Origin of the sequence: Herbaspirillum sp. GW103 (genome assembly GCF_000261365.1) — a bacterium.
Classification (GTDB): domain Bacteria; phylum Pseudomonadota; class Gammaproteobacteria; order Burkholderiales; family Burkholderiaceae_D; genus Herbaspirillum.
On record NZ_AJVC01000006.1, the window covers coordinates 514,269 to 540,025 of the forward strand.

Consider the following 25,757-nt stretch of genomic DNA (forward strand, 5'->3'; position numbering starts at 1 on the left):
ATAGTGTTGGAAAAGCGCACAACCTCGGTTGTGCGCTTTTGTTTTACGGGCTATAATACTCGGCTTCGATGTGGGTTTTGCGTTTGCAAGACCCATAATTTATGGTAGTACGAACATCAGCCCCGCCCAATCGCAGGCGGGAATGGAGAAAACAATGAGCCTGGGCCTTGTTGGTCGCAAGGTTGGTATGATGCGCATCTTCACGGAAGATGGGGATTCGATCCCTGTGACCGTGCTGGACGTGTCCAACAACCGCGTGACTCAAATCAAAACGCCTGAAGTGGATGGTTATTCCGCTGTTCAGGTGACCTTCGGTCAACGCCGCGCTTCGCGCGTGGTGAAAGCCGCCGCCGGCCACTTCGCCAAAGCTGGCGTCGAGGCAGGTACTGTCCTCAAAGAATTCCGTGTTGACGCTTCCAAGGCTGCCGAACTGAAGGCTGGCGACGTCGTTGGCATCGGCATGTTTGAAGCTGGCCAGAAAGTCGACGTGCAAGGCGTGTCGATCGGTAAGGGCTACGCCGGTACCATCAAGCGTTACAACTTCTCGTCGGGTCGCGCGACCCACGGTAACTCCCGCTCGCACAACGTTCCTGGCTCCATCGGTATGGCGCAGGATCCGGGCCGCGTGTTCCCCGGCAAGCGCATGACCGGTCATCTGGGTGATGTCAAGACCACCGTCCAGAACCTGGAAATCGCCCGTGTGGACGCAGAGCGTCAGCTGCTGCTGGTCAAGGGTGCCGTTCCTGGCGCCAAGAACGGTCAAGTGATCGTTTCGCCGGCAGTCAAAGTCAAAGCGAAGAAGGGGGCTTAATAATGGAACTGAAGCTCCTGAATGACCAAGGTCAAGCTGCTTCGAACGTCGCCGCACCGGATACCATTTTCGGTCGTGACTACAACGAAGCCCTGATCCACCAGGTCGTGGTTGCCTACCAAGCCAACGCTCGTAGCGGCAATCGCAAGCAAAAGGATCGTGAAGAAGTCAGCCACACCACCAAGAAGCCCTGGCGTCAAAAGGGTACTGGCCGTGCACGTGCCGGTATGTCCTCGTCGCCTCTGTGGCGCGGTGGTGGCCGTATCTTCCCGAACTCGCCTGACGAAAACTTCACCCACAAGGTCAACAAGAAGATGTATCGCGCAGGTGTCTGCTCGATCCTGTCCCAGTTGGCTCGTGAAGGCCGCCTGTCGGTCGTCGAAGAGTTCGCCGTCGAAGCCCCGAAGACCAAGCTGCTGGCCCAGAAGTTGAAGGGCATGGGCATGGAATCGGTGCTGGTTATTACCGACAGCCTGGACGAAAAGCTGCTGCTGGCCTCGCGCAACCTGCCGGGCGTGCTGGTGGTCGAGCCGCGTCAAGCTGATCCCGTGTCGCTGGTGTACTTCAAGAATGTCTTGATCACCAAGCCGGCTCTGGCAAAGATTGAGGAGTTGCTGGCATGAACGCAATCGTGAAACATAGCGAAGAGCGCCTGATGAAGGTGCTGCTGGCACCGGTGATCTCCGAAAAGGCAACCTTTGTCGCCGAGAAGAACGAGCAAGTCGTCTTCCTGGTCGCCAAGGACGCCACCAAGCTGGAAGTCAAGGCCGCCGTCGAACTGCTGTTCAAGGTGGAAGTGGAATCGGTGCAAGTCGCCAACCGTCAGGGCAAGCAGAAGCGCTCGCGCAACGGTATGGGCCGCCGCAACCACACCCGCCGTGCTTTCGTCAGCCTGAAGCCGGGTCAAGAAATCAACTTCACCGAGGAGGCTAAATAATGGCACTCGTAAAAGTGAAGCCGACCTCGCCCGGTCGGCGCGGCATGGTCAAGGTCGTCAATCCCGACCTGTACAAGGGCCGTCCGCTGGCATCGCTGGTCGAAAAGAAGTCCAAGACCGCCGGCCGTAACAACAACGGCCACATCACCACCCGCCACATCGGCGGTGGTCACAAGCAGCACTACCGTGTTGTCGACTTCCGTCGCAACAAGGATGGTATCCCTGCCAAGGTTGAGCGTATCGAATACGACCCGAACCGTACCGCGCACATCGCACTGCTGTGCTACGCGGACGGCGAGCGCAAGTACATCATCGCTCCCAAGGGCGTGTCGGTTGGCGACCAGCTGATCAGCGGTTCTGAAGCTCCGATCAAGTCGGGCAACACTCTGCCGATCCGCAACATCCCCGTCGGTACCACCATCCACTGCGTGGAAATGCTGCCGGGCAAGGGCGCGCAAATCGCCCGTACCGCTGGCGCCGCTGTCGTGCTGATGGCACGTGAAGGCACCTACGCTCAGGTTCGTCTGCGCTCCGGTGAAGTGCGTCGCGTTCACATCGAATGCCGCGCTACCATCGGTGAAGTCGGTAACGGCGAGCACAACCTGCGCAAGATCGGTAAGGCCGGTGCAACCCGTTGGCGCGGTGTGCGTCCGACCGTTCGTGGCGTTGTCATGAACCCGGTGGATCACCCGCACGGTGGTGGTGAAGGCAAGACCGCCGCTGGCCGTCACCCGGTTTCCCCGTGGGGCCAGCAGACCAAGGGCAAGAAGACTCGTAGCAACAAGCGTACGACTTCGATGATTGTCTCGCGTCGCGGCAAGAAATAAAGGATAAAACATGACACGTTCATTGAAAAAAGGTCCTTTCTGCGACGCCCACCTGGTGAAAAAGGTTGAGGCTGCCCAGGCTACCAAGGACAAGAAGCCGATCAAGACCTGGTCGCGTCGTTCGACCATCATGCCGGACTTCATCGGCCTGACGATTGCCGTGCACAATGGCAAGGCACACGTGCCGGTCTATGTGTCGGAAAACATGGTTGGTCACAAGCTCGGCGAATTCGCGCTGACCCGTACTTTCAAGGGTCACGCTGCCGATAAGAAGGCTAAGAAATAAGGTCCTATGATGGAAACTAAAGCTACTCTGCGCGGTGTGCACCTGTCGGCCCAGAAAGGCCGCCTGGTTGCAGACCTGATCCGCGGTAAAAAAGTTGATCAGGCACTGAATATCTTGGCCTTCAGCCCCAAGAAGGGCGCGGTCATCATCAAGAAGGTTCTGGAGTCCGCCATCGCGAACGCCGAACACAACGATGGTGCCGACATTGACGAGCTGAAAGTCAAGACCATTTATGTGGAAAAGGGTGCGGTCCTCAAGCGCTTCACGGCGCGTGCTAAGGGCCGTGGTGATCGTATTTCCAAGCAGTCGTGTCACATTTACGTGACCGTCGGAAACTAAGGAGTCACGATGGGACAGAAGATTCATCCAACCGGTTTCCGTCTGGCGGTTACGCGTAACTGGGGCTCGCGTTGGTATGCAGGCAACAACAACTTTGCCGACATGCTCAACGAGGACCTGAAGGTCCGCGCTTACCTGAAGAAGAAGCTGAAGAACGCTTCGGTTGGCCGTGTGGTCATCGAGCGTCCGGCCAAGAACGCCCGCATCACCATTTACAGCTCCCGTCCGGGCGTTGTGATTGGCAAGAAGGGTGAAGACATCGAAGTGCTGAAGTCGGCACTGGCCAAGCTGATGGGCGTGCCCGTGCACGTCAACATCGAAGAAATCCGCAAGCCGGAAGCCGATGCTCAACTGATCGCTGACTCGATCTGCCAGCAGCTGGAAAAGCGCATCATGTTCCGTCGCGCCATGAAGCGTGCGATGCAGAACGCCATGCGTCTGGGCGCTCAAGGCATCAAGATCATGTCGTCGGGTCGTCTGAACGGCATCGAAATCGCACGTACCGAATGGTACCGCGAAGGCCGTGTGCCTCTGCACACCCTGCGCGCCGATATCGATTATGGCTTCGGCGAAGCTGAAACCACCTACGGCATCATCGGTGTGAAGGTGTGGGTCTACAAGGGCGATCGCCTGGCAAACGGCGAATCGCCGGTGCTGGTCGGCGAACTGGAAGACGACAAGAAGCGTCGTGGTCCCCGTCGTGACGACGGCAAGCCGGGTGCACGTCCCCGCTCCAAGACTGGTGCTCCTGGCGCCGGTGCAAAGCGTGGCGGTGGTCGTCCTCAAGCTGCCGATGCCGGTGTATCGGCTGAGAAAGCAGGAGAATAATCATGCTGCAACCAGCACGTAGAAAATATCGTAAAGAACAAAAAGGTCGTAACACCGGCATTTCGCACACCCGCGGAACCGCCGTCTCGTTCGGCGATTTTGGTCTGAAGGCAACCGGCCGCGGCCGTATCACTGCCCGTCAGATCGAAGCTGCTCGTCGTGCGATGACCCGTCACATCAAGCGCGGTGGTCGTATCTGGATCCGCGTCTTCCCGGACAAGCCAATTTCCCAGAAGCCCGCAGAAGTGCGTATGGGTAACGGCAAGGGTAATCCGGAGTACTACGTGGCTGAAATCCAGCCGGGTAAGGTACTGTACGAGATGGACGGTGTGGACGAAGCCCTGGCGCGCGAGGCGTTCCGTTTGGCTGCTGCCAAATTGCCGCTGTCGACGACTTTCGTTGTTCGCCAAGTCGGTCAATAATTAGGAGCGGAACATGAAAGCATCTGAACTCCGCGGTAAGGACAAGGCAGGACTGGAAAAGGAACTGGGCGAGCTGTTGAAAGCTCAGTTCAGCCTGCGCATGCAAATTGCGACCCAGCAACTGAACAATACCGCACAGCTGAAGAAGGTACGTCGCGACATCGCACGTGTGAAAACTGTGATCAACTCGAAGGATGGCCAACAATGAACGATCAAGTGAAACAAGCGCTCAAGCGCACGCTGATTGGCAAAGTTGTGTCGGACAAGATGGATAAGACCGTCACTGTCGAAATCGAGCGTCAAATGAAGCACCCGCTGTACGGCAAGATCATCAAGCGCACCAAGAAGTACCACGCGCATGATGAGCAAAACTCGGCGAAGGCCGGCGATGTGGTGGAAATCACCGAAAGCCGTCCGATCTCCAAGACGAAGGCGTGGACTGTGACCCGTGTGGTACAGGAAGCACAAATCGTTTAAGCAGTAAAGGTAGTACTTGCGTGCTCGATATTATGGTGCCATAATATCGAGCTCTTTCTTTGCAAAATAAAGTTTGCGAAGAGAGGCTCAAGAGTAGCTCTATTCGTCCCCTAACTAGCGAGTTCGCTTGCTAACAGGACCAAGACTGACCGCCAGCGCATCCTGCGAAGCGGATTAAGTTGGGAAAGAAAATATCATGATTCAAACTGAAAGCCGGCTCGAAGTGGCCGACAACACTGGTGCGCGCGAAGTTCTGTGCATCAAGGTCTTGGGTGGTTCCAAGCGCCGCTACGCGGGCATTGGCGATGTGATCAAGGTTACTGTCAAGAGCGCAGCACCGCGTGGTCGCGTCAAGAAGGGTGAAATTTATAACGCTGTCGTCGTTCGCACCGCCAAGGGCGTGCGTCGTCAGGATGGTTCGCTGGTCAAGTTCGATGGTAATGCTGCCGTCCTGCTGAACGCCAAGCTGGAGCCCATCGGCACCCGTATCTTTGGGCCGGTGACTCGTGAGCTGCGTACAGAGCGCTTCATGAAGATCGTCTCCCTGGCGCCTGAAGTTCTGTAAGGAGTAGTCATGGCAAAGATTCGTAAAAACGATGAAGTCATCGTGTTGACCGGCAAAGACAAGGGCAAGCGCGGTGTCGTGACTGCTCGTGTGGACGCCGATTATGTCATCGTGGAAGGCGTGAATGTCGCAAAGAAGGCGACCCGTCCGAACCCGATGACGGGTGCAACTGGCGGCATCGTCGATAAGCTGATGCCAATTCATGTGTCGAACGTCGCGTTGTTCAACGCTGCGACCGGCAAGGCAGATCGTGTGGCTTACAAGGAAGTGGACGGCAAGAAGGTCCGCGCTTTCAAGTCCAACGGCGAAGTCGTTAAGGTTTAAACATCATGGCACGTCTTCAACAGTTTTATAAAGATAAGGTCGTCGCCGATCTGACTACGAAGTATTCGTACAAGTCGGTGATGGAAGTTCCGCGCATCCTGAAGATCACCCTGAACATGGGTCTGTCCGAAGCAGTTGCGGACAAGAAGATCATCGAGCACGCCGTTGGCGATCTGACCAAGATTGCTGGCCAGAAGCCGGTGGTGACCAAGGCTCGCAAGGCTATCGCAGGTTTCAAGATCCGCGAAGGCTACCCGATCGGTTGCATGGTGACCCTGCGTGGCGCCCGCATGTACGAATTCCTGGATCGTCTGATCACCGTGGCCCTGCCGCGCGTGCGTGACTTCCGTGGCGTGTCGGGTCGTGCGTTCGATGGTCGTGGCAACTACAACATCGGTGTGAAAGAGCAGATCATCTTCCCCGAAATTGAGTACGACAAGATCGATGCACTGCGTGGCATGAACATCAGCATCACCACGACTGCAAAGACCGACGACGAAGCGAAGGCGCTTCTCGCCGCATTTAAATTCCCGTTCAGAAACTGAGGATGCCATGGCAAAACTGGCACTGATTAACCGTGAACAGAAGCGCGCAGAAATGGTGAAGAAGTATGCTGCCAAGCGCGCCGAGTTGAAGGCTATTATCGACGACCAATCGAAGTCGGAAGAAGAGCGTTACGAAGCCCGCCTGAAGCTGCAGGCTCTGCCGCGTAACTCCGCTCCGACCCGTCAACGCAACCGTTGCGCACTGACTGGCCGTCCCCGTGGTACTTTCCGCAAGTTCGGATTGGGCCGTATCAAGGTCCGTGAAATCGCCATGCGCGGCGAAATCCCGGGTTTGACCAAAGCTAGCTGGTAATAGGAGAAGAAGCAATGAGTATGAGCGATCCTATCGCCGATATGCTGACCCGTATCCGCAATGCGCAAGGCGTGAACAAGACTACCGTCGTCATGCCGTCTTCCAAAGTGAAGGTCGCCATTGCCAACGTCCTCAAGGACGAGGGCTATATCGAAGATTTCGCCGTTGTTGCCGCTGATGGCAAGGCTGAATTGAAAATCGGTTTGAAGTATTACGCTGGCCGTCCGGTCATCGAGCGCCTGGAGCGCGTATCCCGTCCGGGTCTGCGCATCTACAAGGGCAAGGACGATATCCCCAACGTCATGAACGGCCTGGGTGTGGCAATCGTGTCCACCCCGCGCGGCGTGATGACTGATCGCAAAGCACGCGCAACCGGTGTCGGTGGCGAAGTGATTTGCTACGTGGCCTAAGGAGTGCAAGATGTCTCGTGTAGGTAAAATGCCTGTTGCACTGCCGAATGGCGCGGAAGCGACCATCACTGCAGAGCAAATCACCGTCAAGGGCCCGCTGGGCTCCTTGACCCAACCGCTGACCAAGAAGGTCAAGGTGGTCAACAACAATGGCTCGCTGAGCTTCGAAGTGGCTGATGACAGCCGCGAAGCCAACGCGATGTCGGGCACCCTGCGTGCTCTGGTCAACAACATGGTCAACGGCGTCACCAAGGGCTTCGAAAAGAAGCTGAACCTGGTTGGCGTGGGTTTCCGTGCACAAGCACAAGGCGACAAGCTGAACCTGTCGCTGGGCTTCTCGCACCCCATCGTTCACCAGATGCCCGCCGGCATCAAGGTTGAGACCCCGACCCAGACCGAGATCCTGATCAAGGGTATCGATCGCCAGGTGGTTGGCCAGGTCGCCGCTGAAATTCGCGCGTACCGCGAACCCGAACCCTACAAGGGCAAGGGTGTGCGCTACGCTGACGAAGTGGTGACGCTCAAAGAAACCAAGAAGAAGTAATAGGGGTTGACGATGGACAAGAAACAATCTCGCCTGCGCCGTGCGACTCAGACTCGCGCCAAGATCGCAGAACTGAAGGTGAATCGTCTGGCTGTGCACCGTACCAACACGCACATCTACGCCAGCGTCATCGGCCCCGACGCCAACGTGCTGGCTTCCGCTTCCACCCTGGAAGCAGAAGTCCGCGCCCAGCTGGCAGGTCAGACCGGCAAGGGCGGCAATGCTGCCGCTGCTGCACTGATCGGCAAGCGCGTGGCGGAGAAGGCTCTGAAGGCCGGTGTGACTGAAGTCGCATTCGACCGCTCCGGTTTCCGTTATCACGGTCGCGTCAAGGCGCTGGCTGAGGCTGCGCGTGAAGCCGGCCTGAAGTTCTAAGGATTATCGATCATGGCAAAAATGCAATCGAAAACGCAAAGCGACAAGCCTGATGACGGCATGCGCGAAAAAATGATCGCGGTCAACCGCGTCACCAAGGTGGTGAAGGGCGGCCGCATCATGGGTTTCGCAGCGCTGGCAGTGGTCGGTGACGGCGATGGCCGTATCGGCATGGGCAAGGGCAAGTCCAAGGAAGTGCCCGTGGCCGTGCAGAAGGCGATGGAAGAAGCTCGTCGCAAGCTGATCAAGGTGACCCTGAAGAACGGTACCGTGCAACACACCGTCATCGGCAAGCACGGCGCTTCGTCGGTGATGATCTCGCCGGCCAAGGACGGTACTGGCGTCATCGCCGGTGGTCCGATGCGCGCGATCTTCGAGGTGATGGGCGTGACCAACGTGGTGGCCAAGTCGACTGGTTCGACCAACCCCTACAACATGGTCCGTGCCACCCTGGACGGTCTGTCGAAGATGAACACTCCGGCTGAAATTGCTGCCAAGCGCGGCAAGTCGGTCGAAGAAATCCTGGGCTAAGGTGATCGAGATGGCTAACACAATCAAAGTCAAGCTGGTCAAGGGTCTGATCGGTACTCGTCAGGACCACCGCGCTACCGTGCGCGGTCTGGGTCTGCGTCGCGTCAACTCGGTGTCCGAACTGGAAGACACCCCGTCGGTGCGCGGCATGATCAACAAAGTGTCCTATCTTGTGAAAGTTGTGTCGTAAGCCTCGGCTTGCGAACGGAGCGAATCATGCAATTAAACACTATCCAACCCGCAGACGGCGCCAAGCACGCTAAGCGTCGCGTCGGTCGTGGTATCGGCTCTGGCCTGGGCAAGACCGCTGGTCGCGGCCACAAGGGTCAGAAGTCGCGTTCGGGCGGTTTCCACAAGGTCGGCTTTGAAGGCGGCCAGATGCCCCTGCAACGTCGTCTGCCCAAGCGCGGTTTCAAGTCGCTGGCTACGCCTTACAAGGCTGAAGTGCGCCTGTCCGACCTGGAAAAGCTGCCCGTCGCCGAGATCGACGTGCTGGCACTGAAGCAAGCCGGCCTCGTGTCGGAACTGGCTCGTGTCGTGCGTATCATCAAGGCTGGCGAACTGACCAAGAAGGTAACCGTCAAGGGTCTGATCGCAACCGCTGGTGCCAAGGCCGCTATCGAAGCTGCCGGTGGTTCCATCGCTGAGTGATCCGGTCCCGGAGCATTAATTGGCAACTACTCCTCAATTAGCAAAAGGCGCCGCAAAAGGATTCCCCTGGGGTCGTTTGTGGTTCCTGCTGGGGGCGTTGATCGTTTATCGCATCGGTGCACATATCCCGGTTCCGGGTATTGATCCGACGCAGTTGGCGCAGCTGTTCAAGCAGAATCAGGGCGGCATTCTGGGCATGTTCAACATGTTCTCCGGTGGTGCCCTGTCGCGCTTTACGATCTTCGCACTGGGGATCATGCCGTATATCTCGGCATCGATCATCATGCAGCTGCTGTCGGTGGTTTCGCCGCAGCTGGAAGCATTGAAGAAAGAGGGTGAAGCCGGTCGTCGCAAGATCACGCAGTACACCCGTTACGGCACCTTGGTGCTGGCGACCTTCCAGGCGCTGGGCATTGCGGTGGCGCTGGAATCGCAAGCCGGCCTGGTGCTGGATCCGGGTCTGGCCTTCCGTCTGACCACGGTGGTGACCTTGATTACCGGTACGATGTTCCTGATGTGGCTGGGTGAACAGATCACTGAGCGTGGTCTGGGCAATGGCATCTCGATCATCATCTTCGCCGGTATTGCGGCGGGTCTGCCGAATGCTCTGGGTGGCCTGTTCGAGCTGGTTCGTACCGGTTCGATGAATGCCCTCTCGGCAATCCTGATCTGTGCGATCGTGGCGCTGGTAACGTTCCTGGTGGTCTTCATCGAACGTGGTCAGCGCAAGATCCTGGTGAATTATGCGAAGCGTCAGGTCGGCAACAAGATCTACGGTGGCCAGAGCAGCCACTTGCCGCTGAAGCTGAACATGGCTGGTGTGATTCCGCCGATCTTTGCATCGTCGATCATTCTGTTCCCGGCCACGATCACCAGCTGGTTCACCTCCGGTGATACGTCGAACCCCTTCATTCGTTTCCTGAAGGATCTGGCGGCATCGATGGCACCAGGCGAACCGATCCATGCGTTGCTGTATGCGGTAGCTATCGTCTTCTTCTGCTTCTTCTACACCGCACTGGTGTTCAACAGCAAGGAAACGGCAGACAACCTGAAGAAGAGTGGTGCGTTTGTTCCGGGTATCCGTCCGGGTGACCAGACCGCGCGTTATATCGACAAGATCTTGATGCGCCTGACCCTGGCCGGCGCCGTGTACATCACCCTGGTGTGCCTGCTGCCAGAGTTCCTGATCGCACGCTGGAAGGTTCCGTTCTACTTCGGTGGCACATCGCTGCTGATCATTGTGGTCGTGACGATGGATTTCATGGCCCAAGTGCAGAACTATGTGATGTCTCAGCAGTATGAATCGTTGCTCCGCAAAGCTAATTTCAAGGGTGGCATGACACCGCGATAAGCGGGCTCATGCTCCAGAGGAAGAAGACACGGAATGGCAAAAGACGACGTTATTCAGATGCAGGGCGAGATTCTTGAAAATCTGCCCAACGCGACATTCAGGGTTAAGTTGGAAAACGGTCACGTTGTACTCGGCCATATTTCCGGCAAGATGCGCATGAATTACATCCGTATCTTGCCCGGCGATAAGGTAACGGTGGAACTGACGCCTTACGATTTGAGCCGGGCACGTATCGTGTTCCGAACCAAGTAACAGTGAAACATTGAAAGAAAGAGGGCCACAATGAAAGTGCTCGCATCAGTCAAGCGGATCTGCCGCAACTGCAAAATCATCAAGCGCAATGGCGTCGTTCGTGTGATCTGCACCGAACCCCGTCATAAGCAGCGCCAGGGTTAACTTAACGTTATTGATCGAGGAATAACGAATGGCACGTATTGCAGGGGTTAACATCCCCAACCATCAGCACACCGTGATCGGCCTGACCGCCATCTATGGTATTGGCCGTCCCCGCGCACAAGACATCTGCGCTGCTACCGGCGTTCCGACCAACAAGAAGGTCAAGGACCTGGACGATAACGAGCTGGAAAAGCTGCGTGACGAAATCGCCAAGTTCGTCGTGGAAGGCGATCTGCGCCGTGAGTTGTCCATGAACATCAAGCGTTTGATGGACCTGGGTTGCTACCGCGGTCTGCGTCACCGTCGTGGTCTGCCGGTCCGTGGTCAACGCACCCGCACCAACGCCCGTACTCGCAAGGGTCCGCGCAAGGCCGCTCAATCGCTGAAGAAATAATCCCGGCAGGCGCAAGCACTGGTCGGATTCAAGGAAGAAATTATGGCAAAGTCCCCCAACAACGCAGCAGCATCGCGTGTTCGCAAGAAAGTCAAGAAGAACGTTGCTGAAGGCATCGCGCACGTTCACGCTTCGTTCAACAACACCATCATCACGATCACCGACCGTCAGGGCAACGCTCTGTCGTGGGCAACTTCGGGTGGTGCTGGCTTCAAGGGTTCGCGCAAGTCGACTCCGTTCGCAGCCCAGGTCGCCGCTGAAAGCGCCGGCAAGGTTGCCATCGAATGCGGCATCAAGAACCTGGAAGTGCGTATCAAGGGCCCCGGCCCGGGCCGTGAATCCGCAGTGCGCGCTCTGAACAACCTGGGCATCAAGATCACCCAGATCCAGGACGTGACTCCGGTCCCGCACAACGGCTGCCGTCCGCCGAAGCGCCGTCGCATCTAAGTTGTAGTATAATCTTGCGCTTTCGCCTGTTCGTCAGGCAAAAGCGCAGGCAAATCACCCGCCAATCACCTTGGCGGGTTTTGTTCTTAAGACCACTGTCTGGCCGCATGCAGGTCAGACTAGCGTCCGGCAACATGGGACGTCATTGATAAAGGAAATACCGTGGCACGTTATATCGGACCGAAAGCAAAACTCTCCCGCCGCGAAGGCACCGACCTGTTCCTGAAGAGCGCACGCCGCTCGCTGGATTCCAAGTGCAAGCTGGATTCCAAGCCGGGTCAGCACGGCCGCACTTCGGGCGCCCGCACCTCCGACTACGGCAACCAGCTGCGTGAAAAGCAGAAGGTCAAGCGCATGTACGGCGTCCTCGAGCGTCAGTTCCGCCGCTACTTCGCTGAAGCCGACCGCCGCAAGGGCAACACCGGCGAAACCCTGCTGAAGCTGCTGGAATCGCGCCTGGACAACGTCGTCTACCGCATGGGCTTCGGCTCGACCCGCGCTGAAGCGCGTCAGCTGGTGTCCCACAAGGCCCTGACCGTGAACGGTCAAGTCGTCAACATCGCTTCCTACTCCGTCAAGGCTGGCGACGTCATCGCCATCCGTGAAAAGGCCAAGAAGCAAGTGCGTATCGCCGAAGCCCTGTCGCTGGCCGAATCGAACGGTTTCCCGCAGTGGGTTTCCGTGGATTCGAAGAAGCTGGAAGGCACCTTCAAGTCCTCGCCGGACCGTAGCGAAATCGCTGCCGACGTCAACGAATCGCTGATCGTCGAACTGTACTCGCGTTAATTCGTAGTACCGCCGTACCCCTGTGCCCACCTCATGGTGGGCATTTTTCCGAACTGCCATCAGCCTTATCGGTGTAACGAGCCGAGGGTATTGAAAAGGACAATTCATGCAAAACAGTTTGTTGAAGCCCCGCATCATCGAAGTGGAAACCCTGGCCCCCGGTCACGCAAAGGTCGTGATGGAGCCGTTCGAGCGTGGTTACGGTCACACCCTGGGCAACGCGCTGCGTCGCGTCCTGCTGTCGACCATGAGCGGTTACGCTCCCACCGAAGTGACCATCGCTGGTGTGGTGCACGAATATTCGTCGCTGGACGGCGTGCAGGAAGACGTGGTCGACATTCTGCTGAACCTGAAGGGCGTGGTCTTCAAGCTGCACAACCGTGACGAAGTCACTCTGACCCTGAAGAAGGAAGGCGAAGGTGCCGTCCTGGCTTCCGATATCGATCTGCCGCATGACGTCGAACTGATCAACCCGGATCACGTCATCGCCAACCTGACCGGTGGCGGCAAGCTGGACATGCAGATCAAGGTCGAAAAGGGCCGTGGCTACGTGCCGGGCAACGTGCGTCGCCTGTCCGAAGACACCAACAAGACCATCGGCCGCATCATCCTGGACGCGTCGTTCTCGCCGGTGCGTCGCGTGTCCTACGCGGTCGAATCCGCGCGTGTGGAACAGCGTACCGACCTGGACAAGCTGGTCATGAACATCGAGACCAACGGCGTCATCACCCCGGAAGAAGCGATCCGCCAATCGGCGCGCGTGCTGGTTGATCAGCTGAACGTGTTCGCCGCCCTGGAAGGCACCGAAGCGACTGCGGAAGCACCGTCGCGCGCACCGCAGGTCGATCCTATCCTGCTGCGTCCGGTGGACGATCTGGAGCTGACCGTGCGTTCGGCAAACTGCCTGAAGGCCGAGAACATCTACTATATCGGCGACCTGATCCAGCGCAGCGAGAACGAACTGCTGAAGACCCCGAACCTGGGTCGCAAGTCGTTGAACGAAATCAAGGAAGTCCTGGCTTCGCGTGGCCTGACCCTGGGCATGAAGCTGGAAAACTGGCCGCCGGCTGGTCTGGAAAAGTAATTCACGTCACCTGGCGGGCTGCGGTGCAAGCCGCACCGCCAGGCTGACTTGAGGCTGTACCTGAAGTAGTCGTCACATCCGTAACAAAGAACTTTTATCCGATATTTACCGGTCCGCGGTCTGGACAGCCCAGCTGGCCTGCCGATAGAAGAACTGGATCAAAACTGTAACCTGAAAGGAAATTACCATGCGTCACCGTCACGGTCTCCGCAAACTGAATCGTACTTCGTCCCACCGTCTGGCCATGCTGCGCAACATGACTGTTTCGCTGCTGCGTCATGAAGCCATCAAGACCACCCTGCCGAAGGCCAAGGAACTGCGCCGCGTCGTCGAGCCTATCCTGACCCTGGGCAAGACCGACACCCTGGCCAACAAGCGCCTGGCTTTCAACCGCCTGCGCGACCGCGAAATCGTCGGCAAGCTGTTCTCCGAACTGGGCCCGCGCTACGCTGCCCGTAACGGCGGCTACCTGCGCATCCTGAAGATGGGCTTCCGCCAAGGCGACAACGCACCGATGGCCTTCGTTGAGCTGGTCGATCGTCCGGAAGTCACCGACGCTGCTGACGCGCCGACCGCTGAATAATTCACCGGACGCCGCATCATCCAAAAAAGCCAGGCTCTGCCTGGCTTTTTTGTTTTGCGCGCCTGCATTTTCTTTCATCCGCTTGCTGAGCGCCGTCACGCCCGGGCTCTGGATGTGGTTGAATACGGTCTCTGCAAGGAGAGCTTTCCATGTCCGCATCCCTGTTGAATCAACCACTGCTGGTACTGGCCAATGTGCCCGACCAGGCCCTGGCCGAACGCATTGCCGATGCGCTGCTAGAACAGGGCCTGGCCGCCTGCGTCAATGTGCTGGCGCCGGTACGGTCGGTCTATCGCTGGCAGGGCAAGGTTGAGCGCGATACCGAGATCCCCTTGCTGATCAAGACGACCCAGGCGCGCTATCAAGAGCTGGAGCAGGCTATCGTCCGGGCCCACCCCTACGACGTGCCGGAGATCATTGCCTTGCCTATCGCCGCGGGCCTGCCGGCCTACCTGGCGTGGATGCAGGATGAGACCGCACGGCCCCTGCGCGTGTAAGCACAGACCACCCCCTTTCGAACGAGGACTACCGTTGAATCGCATCAACCGGCGCGAGCGCCTGACAAGATTTCCCCTGCTGGTCGTGCTGGCGCTCGTGGCGCTGCTCGGCCTGCTGATGGCCAAGGCCGCCAGGGCGGCGGATGATTACCTGCCGCCCGAACAAGCCTTCCAGCTCAGCGGCCGCATGATCGATGCCCAGACCGTGGAGCTGAGTTATCGCATCGCCGATGGCTACTACATGTACCGGGACCGCTTTCACTTCAGCGCCGACGGCGCCACGCTGGGGGAACCCCGGTTTCCGGAGGGTAAACGCAAGTATGACGAAAACTTCCAGAAGGAAGTCGAAACCTACCACCAGGCGGTGACCGTACGTATTCCGGTCAGCGGTGCAGTGAAGGATTTTGTCATTTCGGCCGTGTCGCAAGGTTGTGCCGACAAGGGCTTGTGTTATCCACCGATGACCTTGAAGCTGTCCCTGTCGCCCCAGGCCATCGGCCAGAGCGTCAGTCCGGTCGGTACGGGCGCTGAAGCGGTCGGCTCCGGTGGCAGTGATGTTGACCGCATCACCGCCGTGCTCAGGGCAGGCAAGCTGTGGCCTGTCCTCACGCTATTCTTCTTGTTGGGCATCGGCTTGTCCTTTACGCCCTGCGTGTTGCCGATGCTGCCGATCCTGTCGTCCATCATCGTTGGGCAGCAGTCGACGACGGGGGGCAGCCGGGGCCGCAGCTTCCTGCTTTCGGTGGATTACTCGCTCGGCATGGCGCTGGTCTATACCGCCTTGGGCGTAGCGGCCGGGATGCTGGGAGAAGGCCTGTCCGCCTACCTGCAGAATCCCTGGGTACTGGGTGCCTTCGCAGTCCTGATGGCCGGACTGGCCTTGTCAATGTTCGATCTCTACACGCTGCAGGTACCCGCTTCGCTGCAATCCAGATTATCCACAGCCTCTGGCGGCGGCAGTGGCAAATGGCTGGGCGTATTCCTGATGGGCGCGATCTCGGCATTGATCGTCGGCCCGTGCGTAGCTGCCCCGCTGGCCGGTGCGCTGCTCTACATCAGCCAGACCGGCAATGTCGTGCTGGGCGGTAGCGCCCTGTTTGCGATGGCGGCGGGCATGAGCGTGCCGCTGCTGCTGATCGGCGCCTCGGCCGGCACACTGCTGCCGCGTGCCGGGGCCTGGATGGATGCGGTCAAGCGCTTCTTTGGCGTGTTGATGCTGGGCACGGCGCTGTGGATGGTGTCGCCGGTCATCCCGGCCTGGCTGCAGGTGGCAGGCTGGGCCGCGCTGGGCATCGGCTATGGCGCCTTCCTGCTGTGGACGCGTCCGGCCGGATGGATGTCCCGTGCGCTCGGGCTGGCGGTGGTCACCCTGGGCTTGTTGCAGCTGGTCAGTGTCGCCACGGGTGGGCGCGATCCACTGACACCGCTGTCGCATCTGCGTGGACAGTCGGTCGCCGCAGGGGCTACCGACTTCGTGCGCATCCGTTCCGGTGCCGAGCTCGATGCCGCACTACAGCAAAATGCTGCCGGTGAGCGTCGTCCCGTCATGCTGGATTTCTATGCCGATTGGTGCGTGTCCTGCAAGGAAATGGAACGCTTCACCTTCAGCGATGCCCGCGTGAAGGAACGTTTTGGCCAGATGCTGCTGCTGCAGATCGACGTGACCGCCAACAATGCCGATGACCGCGCCATGTTGAAACGTTTCGATCTGTTCGGCCCGCCTGGCATCATGTTCTTCGATGCCGATGGCCGGGAACTGGCGCAGCGTCGTGTGATCGGTTATCAGGATGCAGACAAGTTCATTTCGACGCTACAGAACCTGTAATTGCTCATTGCATCACGTTATTTGAAAACCACTTTATAGTCGTTGGCCGCGGGCTGGCCTCGCGTTATAGTCAGCCTTCCCGTTTTCACTCGTTCAACCAAGGAGACCATCATGACGCTGCGCCTGGGCGATACCGCACCGGATTTCGAGCAAGAATCCTCGATCGGCAAGATCAAATTCCACGACTGGGCGGGAGACTCCTGGGTCGTGCTGTTCTCGCACCCGGCCGACTTCACGCCGGTCTGCACCACCGAGCTGGGGCTGACAGCCAAGCTCAAGCCCGAATTCGACAAGCGCAACGTCAAGGCCATCGCGCTGTCGGTGGATGGTGCCGAGGCCCACAACCAGTGGATCAAGGACATCGAGGAAACCCAGCAGACCGTGGTCGGCTTCCCCATCGTGGCCGACGTGGACAAGAAGGTGGCGGGTCTGTACGACATGATCCACCCCAACCAGTCCGAAACTGCGACCGTGCGGTCGCTCTTCATCATCGACCCGAAGAAGAAGGTGCGCCTCATCATCACCTACCCGATGAGCACCGGCCGCAACTTCGACGAAGTGCTGCGCGTCATCGATGCCCTGCAACTGACCGACGGTTATACCGTGGCCACCCCGGGCAACTGGAAGGATGGCGACGACGTCATCATCCCGTTGTCGATCAAGGATGAGGAAGTCATCAAGCAGAAGTATCCCAAGGGCTACAAGTCGCCGCGTCCGTACCTGCGCATTACGCCGCAGCCGAACAAGTAAGCCTGTTCCGCTGTACGGCCCGAAAGCGCTTCTGAGGGAGCGCTTTCCGATGAGGCATGACGAACCCCGTGTTTGCGAACACGGGGTTTTTTTATGCGCAGAGGAATCGTACGTAGCTGGCCGAAGGTGCAATAGCCAAGCGTTCTGGCGAAGACTTGATAGAACGATTTCTAGGAGGTTTTTCGAGGGCCGTGGACCTTTTCACCGCTTCGGCTCCGCCTGCTGTCCTGAGCCTTATCGAGCGTAAACGATCTTGATAACGTATTCCGTTTCGCCAATTTGGAGACGGTATGGGAAGCAGGTCCATTTGCTGTGCAGTCGGCACGACTGCAAACGCTGACGCGGGAGTCGGCGCTGGCAAAAACGATGGCGCTCGCAGCCAATGCTGAACGTCAAGCAAGCTGCAGCCCTCCCTGATTTGGTGGCGACGACCGCTGAGAAACTGACTGACCGCCATACGGATCAGTTGGCCTTCGGATGGCGTCGTTGGCCTGATCGCCTGGCCAACCCGGCGTTGGACTTCGCCGATCTTGTTGCTTACGACGACCGTATGCAGGGGTCATTGACCGCGCTGGTTCACCTGGGAGAGCCCGCACGGCAACACCTGCGCAAGCTCCTTGGCGAACCGGTGCGCAGCGCCGAGCTGTTCGCGGTGACTTGCTATGCACTGGCCACGCAGGATGCGGAGCTCTTCGACGCTGTCAGCGCACTGAGCACTGCGATCCCTGACCTGATGCCCGCGAGGGTGGCTGCGTTGCAGTGGGCACCGGACTCTGCGCTGCTGACATCGGCCATCGACTGCCTGTCCATGGCGCAGCAACTCAAACTGGTTGGTCTGCACAACCGCCAATGGCCCGACCTGGAGGAACGGGTACTGGCTTGTCTGCGGAGAACCTTCCGGAGATTCGCGCATGGCGATCACCATCAACGTCAACGGTCTGAGCCTGTGCCATCACGGCAGTGGCGGGGTCAGCCACAACACGCTGCCCAATGTGTGCAAGACGCCCGACAAGGGCATCCCGCTGCCCTACCAGAACGAGGCCTACTCGCGCGACCTCATCAAGGGGACCGTCAGCGTGTTCGCCGACGGCGGCAACAGCATTGCCAAGGATGGTAGCCAATTCGCCAGGAGTGTGTTCGACGAAGCCGGGTCGATGGGGGGCGTGGTCTCCGGCACCCATTCGGCCGAGACCGACTGGATCAGCCACTCCTTCGACGTATTCTTCGAGGGCAAGCCCGCCTGTCGGCTCACCGACAAGCTGTTCATGAACCACCGCAACACGGTGAACATGGCCGGGCTGAAGCAGCGTGATCTGCCCAAGCCGGATCAGGACTTTTTCGACGAGATTTGCGAGCTGGCCTGCGAATGCTGGAATACCCACAAAAAAGACGGGCCGCAGCCGCTGCCAAAGGGGCATACGTTCCAGGAATGGATGCGCAAGAAAATCGATGACAAGTACTACGGCGGGCCGGCCAACGCCCGCAACGGTCGTTATCCCAATCCCGATGCCCGCATGTGGCGTGAAGTGTCCTTCGACCGAGGCAACAACTGGGAGATGATCGGCAGCAAGTCCAACCCGGGCCTGCCCAGCTCGCAATACCCGTGGGCCGATTCACGCCGTCTGGACGTCGCCCGTATCGGACCGGATGGCAAGGTGATCAAAATCTTCGATGTGAAGTTTGGGAAGGATCCGCTCACAGACGATGCGGCCAGGGACTACCGCAAGATTGCCGAAAGACACACGGGTAGCAAAAAGAATTTCGAGAAGTTCGAAGTCAGTAAACGCTGTAACTGCGACGACGAGCCTCCCTCGCAACATCCGGCACCGGTCACGGCGGCTGAGCCCAAGAAGAGCCTCATCGACCATTTCGGCGACGCGATCCACTCGAGCACCGGTGTGCAGTTGACAGGAGGGCTATTGGTGCTCGCGCTGATCATTCCGAAGCTACGCGGATCTTCCCGCCTCGCAATGCCATCCCCATCCCCATCCCTTGACCGCATTCCGCACTATCAACCAGGAGAATAACTTCCTATGGACATCAACCAAGCCGTCGCTGAACTTGTAAAGCGCGAAGGCGGTATCTGCATTTTTGACAAGATTGCATTCCCTCTGCCCTACAACACCGATGCCGTCGCCTGCAAATTCGGTCTGGGGGCCGAGCTTTATATGGTGCCGACGGATCAGCCCGTGCTACGCCAGCGTGCTCTGGAATTCTTGGTGGATTATTGGAAGACTTTTCCGGACAAGGTAAACCGCTTTTTGGCCCGAGACACGAGACGGGCAGTCAAGTTCTCTGGCGACCCTCGCGGCCGTATTCAATCCGATATTGACCTTCCACCGCTAAATGGTTACGGCGCGGCGCTCATGGGCATGGTGGACATTGGCGTGAAGATTGACAATGTTAATCCGTACCGAGCCGATGTACTTGTCCGCCGCGCAGAACAACGCGAGCTTTCCTGTGTAACTGCTCATTTTCAAATCTGTAACGGCCAGGGCAAGACAAACTTCGACGTGCTGCTCGCTGCCACCCTGCGCTGGTGCGCTATTTGCCAGCCGGTACATGGTAGTGCAGGGTGTGCCTTCGTATTCGAGAACGACCAAAAGAGTGAGTACACCCAACAACTGTTCAAACGCTTTCCGGGGTTCGATTTCCAGGATGGAGGGTGGTTCGCCTTGGAGGCCCAAGACGTTCATTACCGCATCAAATGTGTGAACTGGCTGACCGTGCTATGTGATGCGCTGGTTGAAGAATTGGGAGGACGCGACAAGATGCGAGCGGCGCTGGAGCCGGTGTGCGAGGTGCACGACTACCCCGGCGGAGTGGTGATCCAGGCCGGAGCCTTTCCGCAGATCGGCGACACCTGGCGTGATGAGGTTCCGGAGGCCTACAGGTTGGTGGCCCGCTATACCAAAGCGATACGATTCGAGGCATATCGCGAAGGTCTATTCCGCGTCCCGCAGGGTCTGGACGACAATGAAGAAACCCTCGCATGGATTCGGCGCTTCGATTGACTCGGCCGAGTCAGCCCGACGCCGCCACCCCGCGCGCAAATCCATCCACGAACAGCCGCGCTACCGGCGACAGGAGCGTCCCGCGCCGCGTCACCAGCTGATAGGGCTCGCTGCGCGTATGCAGCTTCAGCGGCAGGATGCGCGTCATGCCGAAGCGCGTGCAGAACTGCGCCACATCCACCGACAGCAGCGCCACGAAGTGCGGATTCTTCTGCAGCAGCGACAAGGTGGTGAAGGCCGAGGTGGTTTCCATCAGGTGCAGCGGGAAGCGCAGGTCGGCATCATGGAATTCGCGCTCCAGCGTCAGGCGCATGGGCATGTTGGCCGAATAGACCACCCAGCGCGAATCGGCCAGGTCGGCCAGTTGCAGGCTCTGTGCCCCGGCCAGCGGATGTTGCACGCTGGCTACCACAGCCAGCTCTTCGTCATGGATGTTGAAGGCGTCATACAGGTCCGGGCGCTGGCTGATGCTGGTGCGGCAGATCGCCAGGTCCAGCCGCCCCTGGTCCAGCAGGCGCAGCAGCCGCGCACTGGTGTCTTCGACAATTTCCACCGACAGCGTCGGATGCGCCTCCAGCAATTGCGTGAGCGCATCGGTCAAGAGCGGCACCGCGCCCATGATGGTGCCCACGGCCAGCCGTCCACCGTGGCCTTGCATGATGGATAACATTTCTTCACGCAGGTGAGTCAGGTCGGTCTGGATCAGCCGCGCATAGCGGATCACGCAATGGCCCAGCTCGGTGGCCTCCAGTCCGCGATTGGTGCGGGTGAACAATTGCGCACCGAGCGTGCTCTCGATTTCCTGCAAGGCCTTGCTGGCGCCCGGCTGGGTCAGCGCTACCTGCTCGGCCGCCTTGAGCAGGGAACCATGGTCGGACAGCGCGATGAGCAGCCGCAACTGCCGCAGGTGCAGGCGCGAAGTGATGGAGGCCAGCGAGGGCAAGGTATTGTGCATGGAAGTGATCCCCAAAAGAAGCTGCTAGTATGAGCGCTGGTTATACCCATATCAACAGCTCTCATTAGCCAAGTGCCCCTCGATGGCTTAGAGTCTGGCTTTCCAAAGCGGGACCCCATTGGGAAGCACCGGCTTCTGCAGGGTTTCGGAGCAAGCCCGCCGATGGCGGCCCCGGTGGAGACATCTATAAATCAAGGCTATGTAATGGCACTCATCAACTACATTACCCAGGTCCAGTTCGACTACGGCGCACTGGCGCTGCTGCAGCAGGAATGCGACCGCCTGGGCATCAAGAAGCCGCTGCTGGTGACCGACCCGGGCATCCGCAACGCCGGCCTGCTGGACAAGGTCCTGGGCCAGTTGAAGGAGGGTGCCGGCACCGTCGTCTACGACCAGACCCCGCCCAATCCCAACGAGGGTGCCGTGCGCGCTGCCGTGGCATTGTTCCGTGAGCATGGCTGTGATGGCATCGTGGCCGTCGGCGGCGGTTCCTCCATCGACCTGGCCAAAGGCGTGGCCGTGTGCGGCACCCACGAAGGCCCGCTGAAATCCTTTGCCCTCATCGAAGGCGGCCTGGCCAACATTACGGCCAAGACCGCACCGGTGATCGCCATTCCGACCACCGCCGGCACCGGCAGCGAAGTCGGCCGTGGCGCCATCCTGATCCTCGACGATGGCCGCAAGGTCGGCATCATCTCGCCGCACCTGGTGCCCAAGCTGGCCATCTGCGACCCCGAACTGACGTTGGGTCTGCCGCCGCTGATGACGGCGGCCACCGGTATGGATGCCATCGCGCACTGCCTGGAGACCTTCATGGCCCCGGCCTTCAACCCGCCTGCCGACGGCATCGCGTTGGATGGCCTGTGGCGAGCCTGGGCGCACATCGAGCGCGCTACCCGTGAACCGGGTGACCGCCAAGCGCGGCTGAACATGATGAGCGCCTCCATGCAGGGCGCCATGGCCTTCCAGAAGGGACTCGGTTGCGTACACAGCCTGTCGCACTCGCTGGGCGGCATCAATCCCAAGCTGCACCACGGCACCCTGAACGCGATCTTTCTGCCGGCCATCATTGCCTTCAATGAAAGCGCGCCCAGCATGGTCAAGGACAACAAGATGGCCCGCATGGCCCACGCCATGGGCCTGGCCAGCGGTGCCGAGATCGGCCCGGCAATCCGTGACATGAGCCGTCGCCTGGGCTTGCCCGCAGGGCTGCGCGAACTGGGCGTGAGCGAATCCCTGTTCCCTCAGATCATCAAGGGTGCCCTGGCCGACCACAGCCACAAAACCAATCCGCGCGAAGCCTCGGAACAGGATTACCTGAACATGCTGCAGCAATCCATGTGATGGCCGACAATGAACAGCGCGGGCAGGCTACTCTCGGCCTGCGGCGCATTTCCCCCTCAGCTGCCCCCGCCTCGCGCGGGCGCAGCTTTCTTGCCTGACCCGACCCCGGGCGGCATCAACGACACCAGCAGGAGCACAACGTGAGCGACAAGATCCTAGGACACAACTATATCGGCGGCCAGCGCAGCGGCCAGGGCGACGTCGCCCTGCACAGCGTGGACGCGACCACCGGCGCGCTCTTCGAGACGCCCTTCCTGACCGCCACCGAGCAGGAAGTCGCCGCCGCCGTGGATGCGGCCGAGAAGGCCTATCCGCTGTACCGCGCCATTGCCGCCGAACAGCGCGCGCTGTTCCTGGAAGCCATCGCCGACGAGATCGACGCCCTGGGCGAGGACTTCCTCGCCTGCGTGGCCCGCGAAACCGCCTTGCCGGCCACCCCGCGCCTGGCCGGTGAGCGCGCCCGCACCAGCGGTCAGATGCGCCTGTTCGCCAAGGTCCTGCGCCGTGGCGACTTCTACGGTGCCCGCATCGATACCGCCTTGCCGCAACGCCAGCCGCTGCCGCGTCCGGACATCCGCCAGTACAAGATCGGCGTGGGCCCGGTGGCTGTGTTCGGCGCCAGCAACTTCCCGCTGGCCTTCTCGGTGGCCGGTGGTGATACCGCTGCCGCCCTGGCGGCCGGCTGCCCGGTGGTGTTCAAGGCCCACAGCGGCCACCTGGTCACCTCCGAACTGGTGGCCAATGCCATCGAGCGCGCCGTCAAGAAGACCGGCATGCCGGCCGGCACCTTCAACATGATCTACGGTGATCGCGTCGGTGCCCAGCTGGTCAAGAGCGCCGGCATCCAGGCCGTGGGCTTTACCGGCTCGCTGCGCGGTGGCCGCGCCCTGTGCGACATGGCTGCAGCGCGTCCGCAGCCGATCCCGGTGTTTGCCGAGATGTCCAGCATCAACCCCATCATCCTGATGTCCGAAGCACTCAAGGTGCGCGGTGACGCCATCGCCAAGGACCTGGCCGGCTCCGTCACGGTCGGCGTGGGCCAGCTGTGCACCAGCCCGGGCCTGCTCCTGGGTGTGCGGTCGCCGGAACTGACTGCCTTCATCGAGAAGCTGTCGGCAGCCTTCGGCGGCAGCAATCCGGCCACCATGCTCAACAGCGGCGGCCTGACCCACTACAACGGCGGCGTCGCTCGCCTGACCCAGCTGCCGGGCGTGAAGGTCATCGCCACCGGCGGCACCAGCTACACCCAGGCCGTGCCGCACCTGTTCAAGGCTGATGCCGCGCTGCTGTTCTCCAAGGAAGCGCCGCTGGAAGAAGAAGTCTTCGGCCCCTCCACCGTGATCGTCGAGCTGGAAAGCCGTGAGCAACTGCTGGACTTCGCCGCCAAGATGAACGGCCAACTGACCGCCACCCTGCAAGCCGAAATCGGCGACCTGCAAGGCAACCAGGACCTCATTGCCATCCTCGAACAGAAGGCAGGCCGCCTGCTCTTGAACGGCTTCCCGACCGGTGTCGAGGTGTGCGATGCGATGGTGCACGGCGGCCCGTATCCGGCCACGTCCGACGCCCGTGGCACTTCGGTGGGCACGCTGGCCATCGAGCGCTTCCTGCGCCCGGTGTGCTACCAGAACTACCCGGACGCGATGCTGCCGGCCGCGCTGCAAAACGCCAATCCGCTGGGCCTGATGCGCCTGGTCGATGGCGAACAGACGCGCGCTACCGTCGGCTGATTGTCCGTACGCAAGACCGGACCGGCAAGGGACTGCCGGTCCCGCAAGACCTTCCCCGCACTCGATTGCGGGGTCGCAACAAGAACGACATTCCAAGACCCCTAGAGGAGGAGACCCCCATGACCGCATTCATCCGGCGCGCCGCGCTGTCGGCCGCCTGTGCCCTGCTGGGCGCAGCCACCCTGCCATCCGCTCACGCGGCGGGCGATACCATCAAGATCGGCTTCATCACCGACATGTCTGGCACCTATGCTGACTTCGACGGCCAGGGCGGTGTCGAAGCCATCCGCATGGCCATTGCCGATGCCGGCGGCACCATCAACGGCAAGAAGGTGGAACTGGTCTTTGCCGACCACCAGAACAAGGCCGACATCGCCGCCAACAAGGCCCGCGAATGGTTTGACCGCGACGGCGTGGACATGCTGGTGGGCGGCGTGAATTCGGCGGCCAGCCTGGCCATGGGCAAGGTGGCGGCCGAAAAGAAGAAGATCTTCCTCTCCGTCGGAGCCGGCACCACGCGCCAGACCAACGAGGAATGCAATGCCTACACCATCCAGTACGCTTACGACACCACGGCTCTGGCGCGAGGCACGGGCGCGGCCATCACGCGCCAGGGCGGCAAGTCCTGGTATTTCCTGACGGCGGACTATGCCTTTGGCACCTCGCTGGAAAAGGACACCAGCGACGTCGTCAAGAGCAATGGCGGCAATGTCGTGGGCGCGACGCGGGTGCCGCTGGCGACCTCGGATTTCTCGTCCTTCCTGTTGCAGGCGCAGTCGTCCAAGGCCCAGATCCTGGGCCTGGCCGTGGCCGGCGGTGACGTCATCAATGCCATCAAGGCCGCCAATGAATTCGGCGTGAACAAGACCATGAAGCTGGCCGGGCTGCTGATCTTCATCAACGATACCCATTCGCTGGGCCTGCAGCTGACCCAAGGGATGTACCTGACCGACGGCTGGTACTGGGACCTGAACGACCGGAGCCGCGCCTGGGCCAATCGTTATTTCCTGAAGATGAAGAAGATGCCCTCCATGTTCCAGGCCGGCGACGCTTCGGCCGTGGGCCAGTACCTGAAGGCGGTCAAGGCCGTGGGCAGTACCGATGCCGATCAGGTCATGGATTACCTGCGCAAGAATCGTATTGATGATTTCTTCACCAGCAATGGCGTGGTGCGTCCGGACGGCCGCATGGTGCACGACATGTACCTGATGGAAGTGAAGAAACCTTCCGAATCCAAGCGTCCCTGGGACTACTACAAGCTGGTGCAGACCATCCCCGGCGAGCAAGCCTACATGACCAAGGCTGAATCCAAATGCGCACTGTGGAAGTGAGCGCACCGACGTAATCAAATCAAGCCGGGTGGCGCGCGTGATGCCGCCGCCCGCCAGTTTTTGAGCAAGAAGTCTGATGTGGATC

At 59.8% G+C, this 25,757-nt stretch carries 37 protein-coding genes; 36 read left to right on the top strand and 1 reads right to left on the bottom strand.

The window, feature by feature from the left end; all coding sequences use genetic code 11:
• Positions 1–142: 142 nt before the first annotated feature.
• The 33 genes from rplC (at position 143) to GWL_RS23150 (ending at position 20,312) form a co-directional block, all read left to right on the top strand.
• Positions 143–811: a 50S ribosomal protein L3 gene (rplC, locus tag GWL_RS20840; protein ID WP_013232185.1), complete on the top strand. Its 669-nt coding sequence runs from the start codon at positions 143–145 to the stop codon at positions 809–811.
• A 2-nt stretch (positions 812–813) separates the two neighbouring features.
• Positions 814–1,434: a 50S ribosomal protein L4 gene (rplD, locus tag GWL_RS20845; RefSeq protein ID WP_006464933.1), complete on the top strand. Its 621-nt coding sequence runs from the start codon at positions 814–816 to the stop codon at positions 1,432–1,434.
• Entirely contained in the window at positions 1,431–1,748 is a 318-nt protein-coding gene (gene rplW / locus GWL_RS20850) for a 50S ribosomal protein L23 (RefSeq protein WP_006464932.1), read from the top strand. Before rplD ends, rplW begins: the two co-directional genes overlap by 4 nt.
• Positions 1,748–2,575 carry a 50S ribosomal protein L2 gene (gene rplB / locus GWL_RS20855; protein ID WP_006464931.1) on the top strand — a complete coding sequence of 276 codons (828 nt, stop codon included), beginning with the start codon at positions 1,748–1,750 and terminating at the stop codon, positions 2,573–2,575. Before rplW ends, rplB begins: the two co-directional genes overlap by 1 nt.
• Positions 2,576–2,585: 10 nt before the next feature.
• On the top strand, positions 2,586–2,861 hold the full coding sequence (gene rpsS, locus GWL_RS20860) for a 30S ribosomal protein S19 (RefSeq protein ID WP_006464930.1): 276 nt from the start codon (positions 2,586–2,588) through the stop codon (positions 2,859–2,861).
• A gap of 6 nt (positions 2,862–2,867) precedes the next feature.
• On the top strand, positions 2,868–3,200 hold the full coding sequence (gene rplV, locus GWL_RS20865; protein WP_008334132.1) for a 50S ribosomal protein L22: 333 nt from the start codon (positions 2,868–2,870) through the stop codon (positions 3,198–3,200).
• Positions 3,201–3,209: 9 nt separating this feature from the next.
• The gene (rpsC, locus tag GWL_RS20870; protein WP_008334135.1) at positions 3,210–4,028 is read left to right on the top strand and encodes a 30S ribosomal protein S3; all 819 of its coding nucleotides are present in this window, start codon (positions 3,210–3,212) and stop codon (positions 4,026–4,028) included.
• 2 nt (positions 4,029–4,030) lie between these two features.
• On the top strand, positions 4,031–4,450 hold the full coding sequence (gene rplP / locus GWL_RS20875) for a 50S ribosomal protein L16 (RefSeq protein WP_008334136.1): 420 nt from the start codon (positions 4,031–4,033) through the stop codon (positions 4,448–4,450).
• A 13-nt stretch (positions 4,451–4,463) separates the two neighbouring features.
• Positions 4,464–4,658: a 50S ribosomal protein L29 gene (gene rpmC, locus GWL_RS20880; RefSeq protein ID WP_006464926.1), complete on the top strand. Its 195-nt coding sequence runs from the start codon at positions 4,464–4,466 to the stop codon at positions 4,656–4,658.
• Positions 4,655–4,927, top strand: coding sequence for a 30S ribosomal protein S17 (gene rpsQ, locus GWL_RS20885; RefSeq protein WP_008334137.1), 273 nt, complete (start codon positions 4,655–4,657; stop codon positions 4,925–4,927). Before rpmC ends, rpsQ begins: the two co-directional genes overlap by 4 nt.
• A gap of 196 nt (positions 4,928–5,123) precedes the next feature.
• Positions 5,124–5,492 (top strand): 50S ribosomal protein L14, encoded by a 369-nt coding sequence (gene rplN, locus GWL_RS20890; RefSeq protein ID WP_006464924.1) that lies wholly within the window; start codon positions 5,124–5,126, stop codon positions 5,490–5,492.
• A gap of 9 nt (positions 5,493–5,501) precedes the next feature.
• The gene (gene rplX, locus GWL_RS20895; protein ID WP_008334138.1) at positions 5,502–5,816 is read left to right on the top strand and encodes a 50S ribosomal protein L24; all 315 of its coding nucleotides are present in this window, start codon (positions 5,502–5,504) and stop codon (positions 5,814–5,816) included.
• 5 nt (positions 5,817–5,821) lie between these two features.
• Positions 5,822–6,361 carry a 50S ribosomal protein L5 gene (gene rplE, locus GWL_RS20900; protein WP_006464922.1) on the top strand — a complete coding sequence of 180 codons (540 nt, stop codon included), beginning with the start codon at positions 5,822–5,824 and terminating at the stop codon, positions 6,359–6,361.
• A gap of 7 nt (positions 6,362–6,368) precedes the next feature.
• Positions 6,369–6,674 carry a 30S ribosomal protein S14 gene (gene rpsN / locus GWL_RS20905; protein WP_008334139.1) on the top strand — a complete coding sequence of 102 codons (306 nt, stop codon included), beginning with the start codon at positions 6,369–6,371 and terminating at the stop codon, positions 6,672–6,674.
• Between the two features lie 14 nt (positions 6,675–6,688).
• Positions 6,689–7,084, top strand: coding sequence for a 30S ribosomal protein S8 (gene rpsH, locus GWL_RS20910; RefSeq protein WP_006464920.1), 396 nt, complete (start codon positions 6,689–6,691; stop codon positions 7,082–7,084).
• Between the two features lie 10 nt (positions 7,085–7,094).
• Positions 7,095–7,628, top strand: a complete 534-nt coding sequence (rplF, locus tag GWL_RS20915) for a 50S ribosomal protein L6 (RefSeq protein WP_008334141.1) — start codon at positions 7,095–7,097, stop codon at positions 7,626–7,628.
• Positions 7,629–7,640: 12 nt separating this feature from the next.
• Positions 7,641–8,003, top strand: coding sequence for a 50S ribosomal protein L18 (rplR, locus tag GWL_RS20920; protein WP_008334143.1), 363 nt, complete (start codon positions 7,641–7,643; stop codon positions 8,001–8,003).
• A gap of 12 nt (positions 8,004–8,015) precedes the next feature.
• Positions 8,016–8,534 (top strand): 30S ribosomal protein S5, encoded by a 519-nt coding sequence (gene rpsE / locus GWL_RS20925; protein WP_006464917.1) that lies wholly within the window; start codon positions 8,016–8,018, stop codon positions 8,532–8,534.
• 10 nt (positions 8,535–8,544) lie between these two features.
• Positions 8,545–8,724, top strand: coding sequence for a 50S ribosomal protein L30 (gene rpmD, locus GWL_RS20930; protein ID WP_006464916.1), 180 nt, complete (start codon positions 8,545–8,547; stop codon positions 8,722–8,724).
• A 26-nt stretch (positions 8,725–8,750) separates the two neighbouring features.
• Positions 8,751–9,185, top strand: a complete 435-nt coding sequence (gene rplO, locus GWL_RS20935; protein WP_008334147.1) for a 50S ribosomal protein L15 — start codon at positions 8,751–8,753, stop codon at positions 9,183–9,185.
• Between the two features lie 19 nt (positions 9,186–9,204).
• Entirely contained in the window at positions 9,205–10,536 is a 1,332-nt protein-coding gene (gene secY, locus GWL_RS20940; protein WP_034351560.1) for a preprotein translocase subunit SecY, read from the top strand.
• A gap of 33 nt (positions 10,537–10,569) precedes the next feature.
• Positions 10,570–10,788, top strand: coding sequence for a translation initiation factor IF-1 (gene infA, locus GWL_RS20945; protein WP_005663428.1), 219 nt, complete (start codon positions 10,570–10,572; stop codon positions 10,786–10,788).
• 30 nt (positions 10,789–10,818) lie between these two features.
• The gene (gene rpmJ / locus GWL_RS20950; protein ID WP_006464913.1) at positions 10,819–10,932 is read left to right on the top strand and encodes a 50S ribosomal protein L36; all 114 of its coding nucleotides are present in this window, start codon (positions 10,819–10,821) and stop codon (positions 10,930–10,932) included.
• A 28-nt stretch (positions 10,933–10,960) separates the two neighbouring features.
• Positions 10,961–11,326 carry a 30S ribosomal protein S13 gene (gene rpsM, locus GWL_RS20955; protein ID WP_006464912.1) on the top strand — a complete coding sequence of 122 codons (366 nt, stop codon included), beginning with the start codon at positions 10,961–10,963 and terminating at the stop codon, positions 11,324–11,326.
• Positions 11,327–11,368: 42 nt separating this feature from the next.
• On the top strand, positions 11,369–11,773 hold the full coding sequence (rpsK, locus tag GWL_RS20960; RefSeq protein ID WP_006464911.1) for a 30S ribosomal protein S11: 405 nt from the start codon (positions 11,369–11,371) through the stop codon (positions 11,771–11,773).
• A 162-nt stretch (positions 11,774–11,935) separates the two neighbouring features.
• Positions 11,936–12,559, top strand: a complete 624-nt coding sequence (rpsD, locus tag GWL_RS20965; protein ID WP_008334157.1) for a 30S ribosomal protein S4 — start codon at positions 11,936–11,938, stop codon at positions 12,557–12,559.
• Between the two features lie 106 nt (positions 12,560–12,665).
• Complete coding sequence (rpoA, locus tag GWL_RS20970; protein ID WP_006464909.1) at positions 12,666–13,643, top strand: DNA-directed RNA polymerase subunit alpha; 978 nt, start codon at positions 12,666–12,668, stop codon at positions 13,641–13,643.
• Positions 13,644–13,830: 187 nt separating this feature from the next.
• The gene (gene rplQ / locus GWL_RS20975) at positions 13,831–14,226 is read left to right on the top strand and encodes a 50S ribosomal protein L17 (RefSeq protein ID WP_008334167.1); all 396 of its coding nucleotides are present in this window, start codon (positions 13,831–13,833) and stop codon (positions 14,224–14,226) included.
• 149 nt (positions 14,227–14,375) lie between these two features.
• A complete protein-coding gene (cutA, locus tag GWL_RS20980; RefSeq protein WP_008334169.1) occupies positions 14,376–14,723 on the top strand; it encodes a divalent-cation tolerance protein CutA in 348 nt (115 codons plus the stop codon).
• Positions 14,724–14,757: 34 nt separating this feature from the next.
• Positions 14,758–16,548, top strand: coding sequence for a protein-disulfide reductase DsbD (dsbD, locus tag GWL_RS20985; RefSeq protein WP_008334171.1), 1,791 nt, complete (start codon positions 14,758–14,760; stop codon positions 16,546–16,548).
• 111 nt (positions 16,549–16,659) lie between these two features.
• Positions 16,660–17,298, top strand: coding sequence for a peroxiredoxin (locus GWL_RS20990; RefSeq protein ID WP_008334172.1), 639 nt, complete (start codon positions 16,660–16,662; stop codon positions 17,296–17,298).
• A 911-nt stretch (positions 17,299–18,209) separates the two neighbouring features.
• Positions 18,210–19,325 (top strand): DUF4150 domain-containing protein, encoded by a 1,116-nt coding sequence (locus GWL_RS21000; protein WP_008334175.1) that lies wholly within the window; start codon positions 18,210–18,212, stop codon positions 19,323–19,325.
• 6 nt (positions 19,326–19,331) lie between these two features.
• Positions 19,332–20,312, top strand: a complete 981-nt coding sequence (locus GWL_RS23150; RefSeq protein WP_008334177.1) for a type VI immunity family protein — start codon at positions 19,332–19,334, stop codon at positions 20,310–20,312.
• A 10-nt stretch (positions 20,313–20,322) separates the two neighbouring features.
• On the opposite strand, the gene GWL_RS21010 is transcribed toward GWL_RS23150, so the two are convergent.
• Complete coding sequence (locus GWL_RS21010) at positions 20,323–21,267, bottom strand: LysR family transcriptional regulator (protein WP_008334180.1); 945 nt, start codon at positions 21,265–21,267, stop codon at positions 20,323–20,325.
• A 204-nt stretch (positions 21,268–21,471) separates the two neighbouring features.
• On the opposite strand from GWL_RS21010, the gene GWL_RS21015 reads away from it, so the two are divergent.
• The 3 genes from GWL_RS21015 (at position 21,472) to GWL_RS21025 (ending at position 25,672) form a co-directional block, all read left to right on the top strand.
• Complete coding sequence (locus GWL_RS21015) at positions 21,472–22,611, top strand: iron-containing alcohol dehydrogenase (protein WP_008334182.1); 1,140 nt, start codon at positions 21,472–21,474, stop codon at positions 22,609–22,611.
• 140 nt (positions 22,612–22,751) lie between these two features.
• On the top strand, positions 22,752–24,341 hold the full coding sequence (locus tag GWL_RS21020; RefSeq protein WP_008334183.1) for an aldehyde dehydrogenase (NADP(+)): 1,590 nt from the start codon (positions 22,752–22,754) through the stop codon (positions 24,339–24,341).
• A 119-nt stretch (positions 24,342–24,460) separates the two neighbouring features.
• Positions 24,461–25,672, top strand: a complete 1,212-nt coding sequence (locus GWL_RS21025) for an ABC transporter substrate-binding protein (RefSeq protein WP_008334184.1) — start codon at positions 24,461–24,463, stop codon at positions 25,670–25,672.
• Positions 25,673–25,757: the final 85 nt, after the last annotated feature.

Excerpts from the sequence above, each read along its gene's own strand:
- rpoA (WP_006464909.1), top strand. The coding sequence starts at position 12,666 with ATGCAAAACAGTTTGTTGAAGCCCCGCATCATCGAAGTGGAAACCCTG.
- rplR (WP_008334143.1), top strand. The coding sequence starts at position 7,641 with ATGGACAAGAAACAATCTCGCCTGCGCCGTGCGACTCAGACTCGCGCC.
- rplP (WP_008334136.1), top strand. The coding sequence starts at position 4,031 with ATGCTGCAACCAGCACGTAGAAAATATCGTAAAGAACAAAAAGGTCGT.
- rplC (WP_013232185.1), top strand. The coding sequence starts at position 143 with ATGGAGAAAACAATGAGCCTGGGCCTTGTTGGTCGCAAGGTTGGTATG.
- rpsQ (WP_008334137.1), top strand. The coding sequence starts at position 4,655 with ATGAACGATCAAGTGAAACAAGCGCTCAAGCGCACGCTGATTGGCAAA.
- rpmC (WP_006464926.1), top strand. The coding sequence starts at position 4,464 with ATGAAAGCATCTGAACTCCGCGGTAAGGACAAGGCAGGACTGGAAAAG.
- rpsS (WP_006464930.1), top strand. The coding sequence starts at position 2,586 with ATGACACGTTCATTGAAAAAAGGTCCTTTCTGCGACGCCCACCTGGTG.
- rpsK (WP_006464911.1), top strand. The coding sequence starts at position 11,369 with ATGGCAAAGTCCCCCAACAACGCAGCAGCATCGCGTGTTCGCAAGAAA.
- rpmJ (WP_006464913.1), top strand. The coding sequence starts at position 10,819 with ATGAAAGTGCTCGCATCAGTCAAGCGGATCTGCCGCAACTGCAAAATC.
- rpsE (WP_006464917.1), top strand. The coding sequence starts at position 8,016 with ATGGCAAAAATGCAATCGAAAACGCAAAGCGACAAGCCTGATGACGGC.
- rplX (WP_008334138.1), top strand. The coding sequence starts at position 5,502 with ATGGCAAAGATTCGTAAAAACGATGAAGTCATCGTGTTGACCGGCAAA.
- rplV (WP_008334132.1), top strand. The coding sequence starts at position 2,868 with ATGATGGAAACTAAAGCTACTCTGCGCGGTGTGCACCTGTCGGCCCAG.
- rplB (WP_006464931.1), top strand. The coding sequence starts at position 1,748 with ATGGCACTCGTAAAAGTGAAGCCGACCTCGCCCGGTCGGCGCGGCATG.
- rpsH (WP_006464920.1), top strand. The coding sequence starts at position 6,689 with ATGAGTATGAGCGATCCTATCGCCGATATGCTGACCCGTATCCGCAAT.
- rpsC (WP_008334135.1), top strand. The coding sequence starts at position 3,210 with ATGGGACAGAAGATTCATCCAACCGGTTTCCGTCTGGCGGTTACGCGT.
- GWL_RS21015 (WP_008334182.1), top strand. The coding sequence starts at position 21,472 with ATGGCACTCATCAACTACATTACCCAGGTCCAGTTCGACTACGGCGCA.
- GWL_RS21025 (WP_008334184.1), top strand. The coding sequence starts at position 24,461 with ATGACCGCATTCATCCGGCGCGCCGCGCTGTCGGCCGCCTGTGCCCTG.
- rplD (WP_006464933.1), top strand. The coding sequence starts at position 814 with ATGGAACTGAAGCTCCTGAATGACCAAGGTCAAGCTGCTTCGAACGTC.
- rplO (WP_008334147.1), top strand. The coding sequence starts at position 8,751 with ATGCAATTAAACACTATCCAACCCGCAGACGGCGCCAAGCACGCTAAG.
- rpsM (WP_006464912.1), top strand. The coding sequence starts at position 10,961 with ATGGCACGTATTGCAGGGGTTAACATCCCCAACCATCAGCACACCGTG.
- rpsN (WP_008334139.1), top strand. The coding sequence starts at position 6,369 with ATGGCAAAACTGGCACTGATTAACCGTGAACAGAAGCGCGCAGAAATG.
- cutA (WP_008334169.1), top strand. The coding sequence starts at position 14,376 with ATGTCCGCATCCCTGTTGAATCAACCACTGCTGGTACTGGCCAATGTG.
- infA (WP_005663428.1), top strand. The coding sequence starts at position 10,570 with ATGGCAAAAGACGACGTTATTCAGATGCAGGGCGAGATTCTTGAAAAT.
- rplF (WP_008334141.1), top strand. The coding sequence starts at position 7,095 with ATGTCTCGTGTAGGTAAAATGCCTGTTGCACTGCCGAATGGCGCGGAA.
- rplQ (WP_008334167.1), top strand. The coding sequence starts at position 13,831 with ATGCGTCACCGTCACGGTCTCCGCAAACTGAATCGTACTTCGTCCCAC.
- GWL_RS21010 (WP_008334180.1), bottom strand. The coding sequence starts at position 21,267 with ATGCACAATACCTTGCCCTCGCTGGCCTCCATCACTTCGCGCCTGCAC.
- GWL_RS20990 (WP_008334172.1), top strand. The coding sequence starts at position 16,660 with ATGACGCTGCGCCTGGGCGATACCGCACCGGATTTCGAGCAAGAATCC.
- rplW (WP_006464932.1), top strand. The coding sequence starts at position 1,431 with ATGAACGCAATCGTGAAACATAGCGAAGAGCGCCTGATGAAGGTGCTG.
- GWL_RS21000 (WP_008334175.1), top strand. The coding sequence starts at position 18,210 with ATGGCGATCACCATCAACGTCAACGGTCTGAGCCTGTGCCATCACGGC.
- GWL_RS23150 (WP_008334177.1), top strand. The coding sequence starts at position 19,332 with ATGGACATCAACCAAGCCGTCGCTGAACTTGTAAAGCGCGAAGGCGGT.
- rplE (WP_006464922.1), top strand. The coding sequence starts at position 5,822 with ATGGCACGTCTTCAACAGTTTTATAAAGATAAGGTCGTCGCCGATCTG.
- rpmD (WP_006464916.1), top strand. The coding sequence starts at position 8,545 with ATGGCTAACACAATCAAAGTCAAGCTGGTCAAGGGTCTGATCGGTACT.
- rplN (WP_006464924.1), top strand. The coding sequence starts at position 5,124 with ATGATTCAAACTGAAAGCCGGCTCGAAGTGGCCGACAACACTGGTGCG.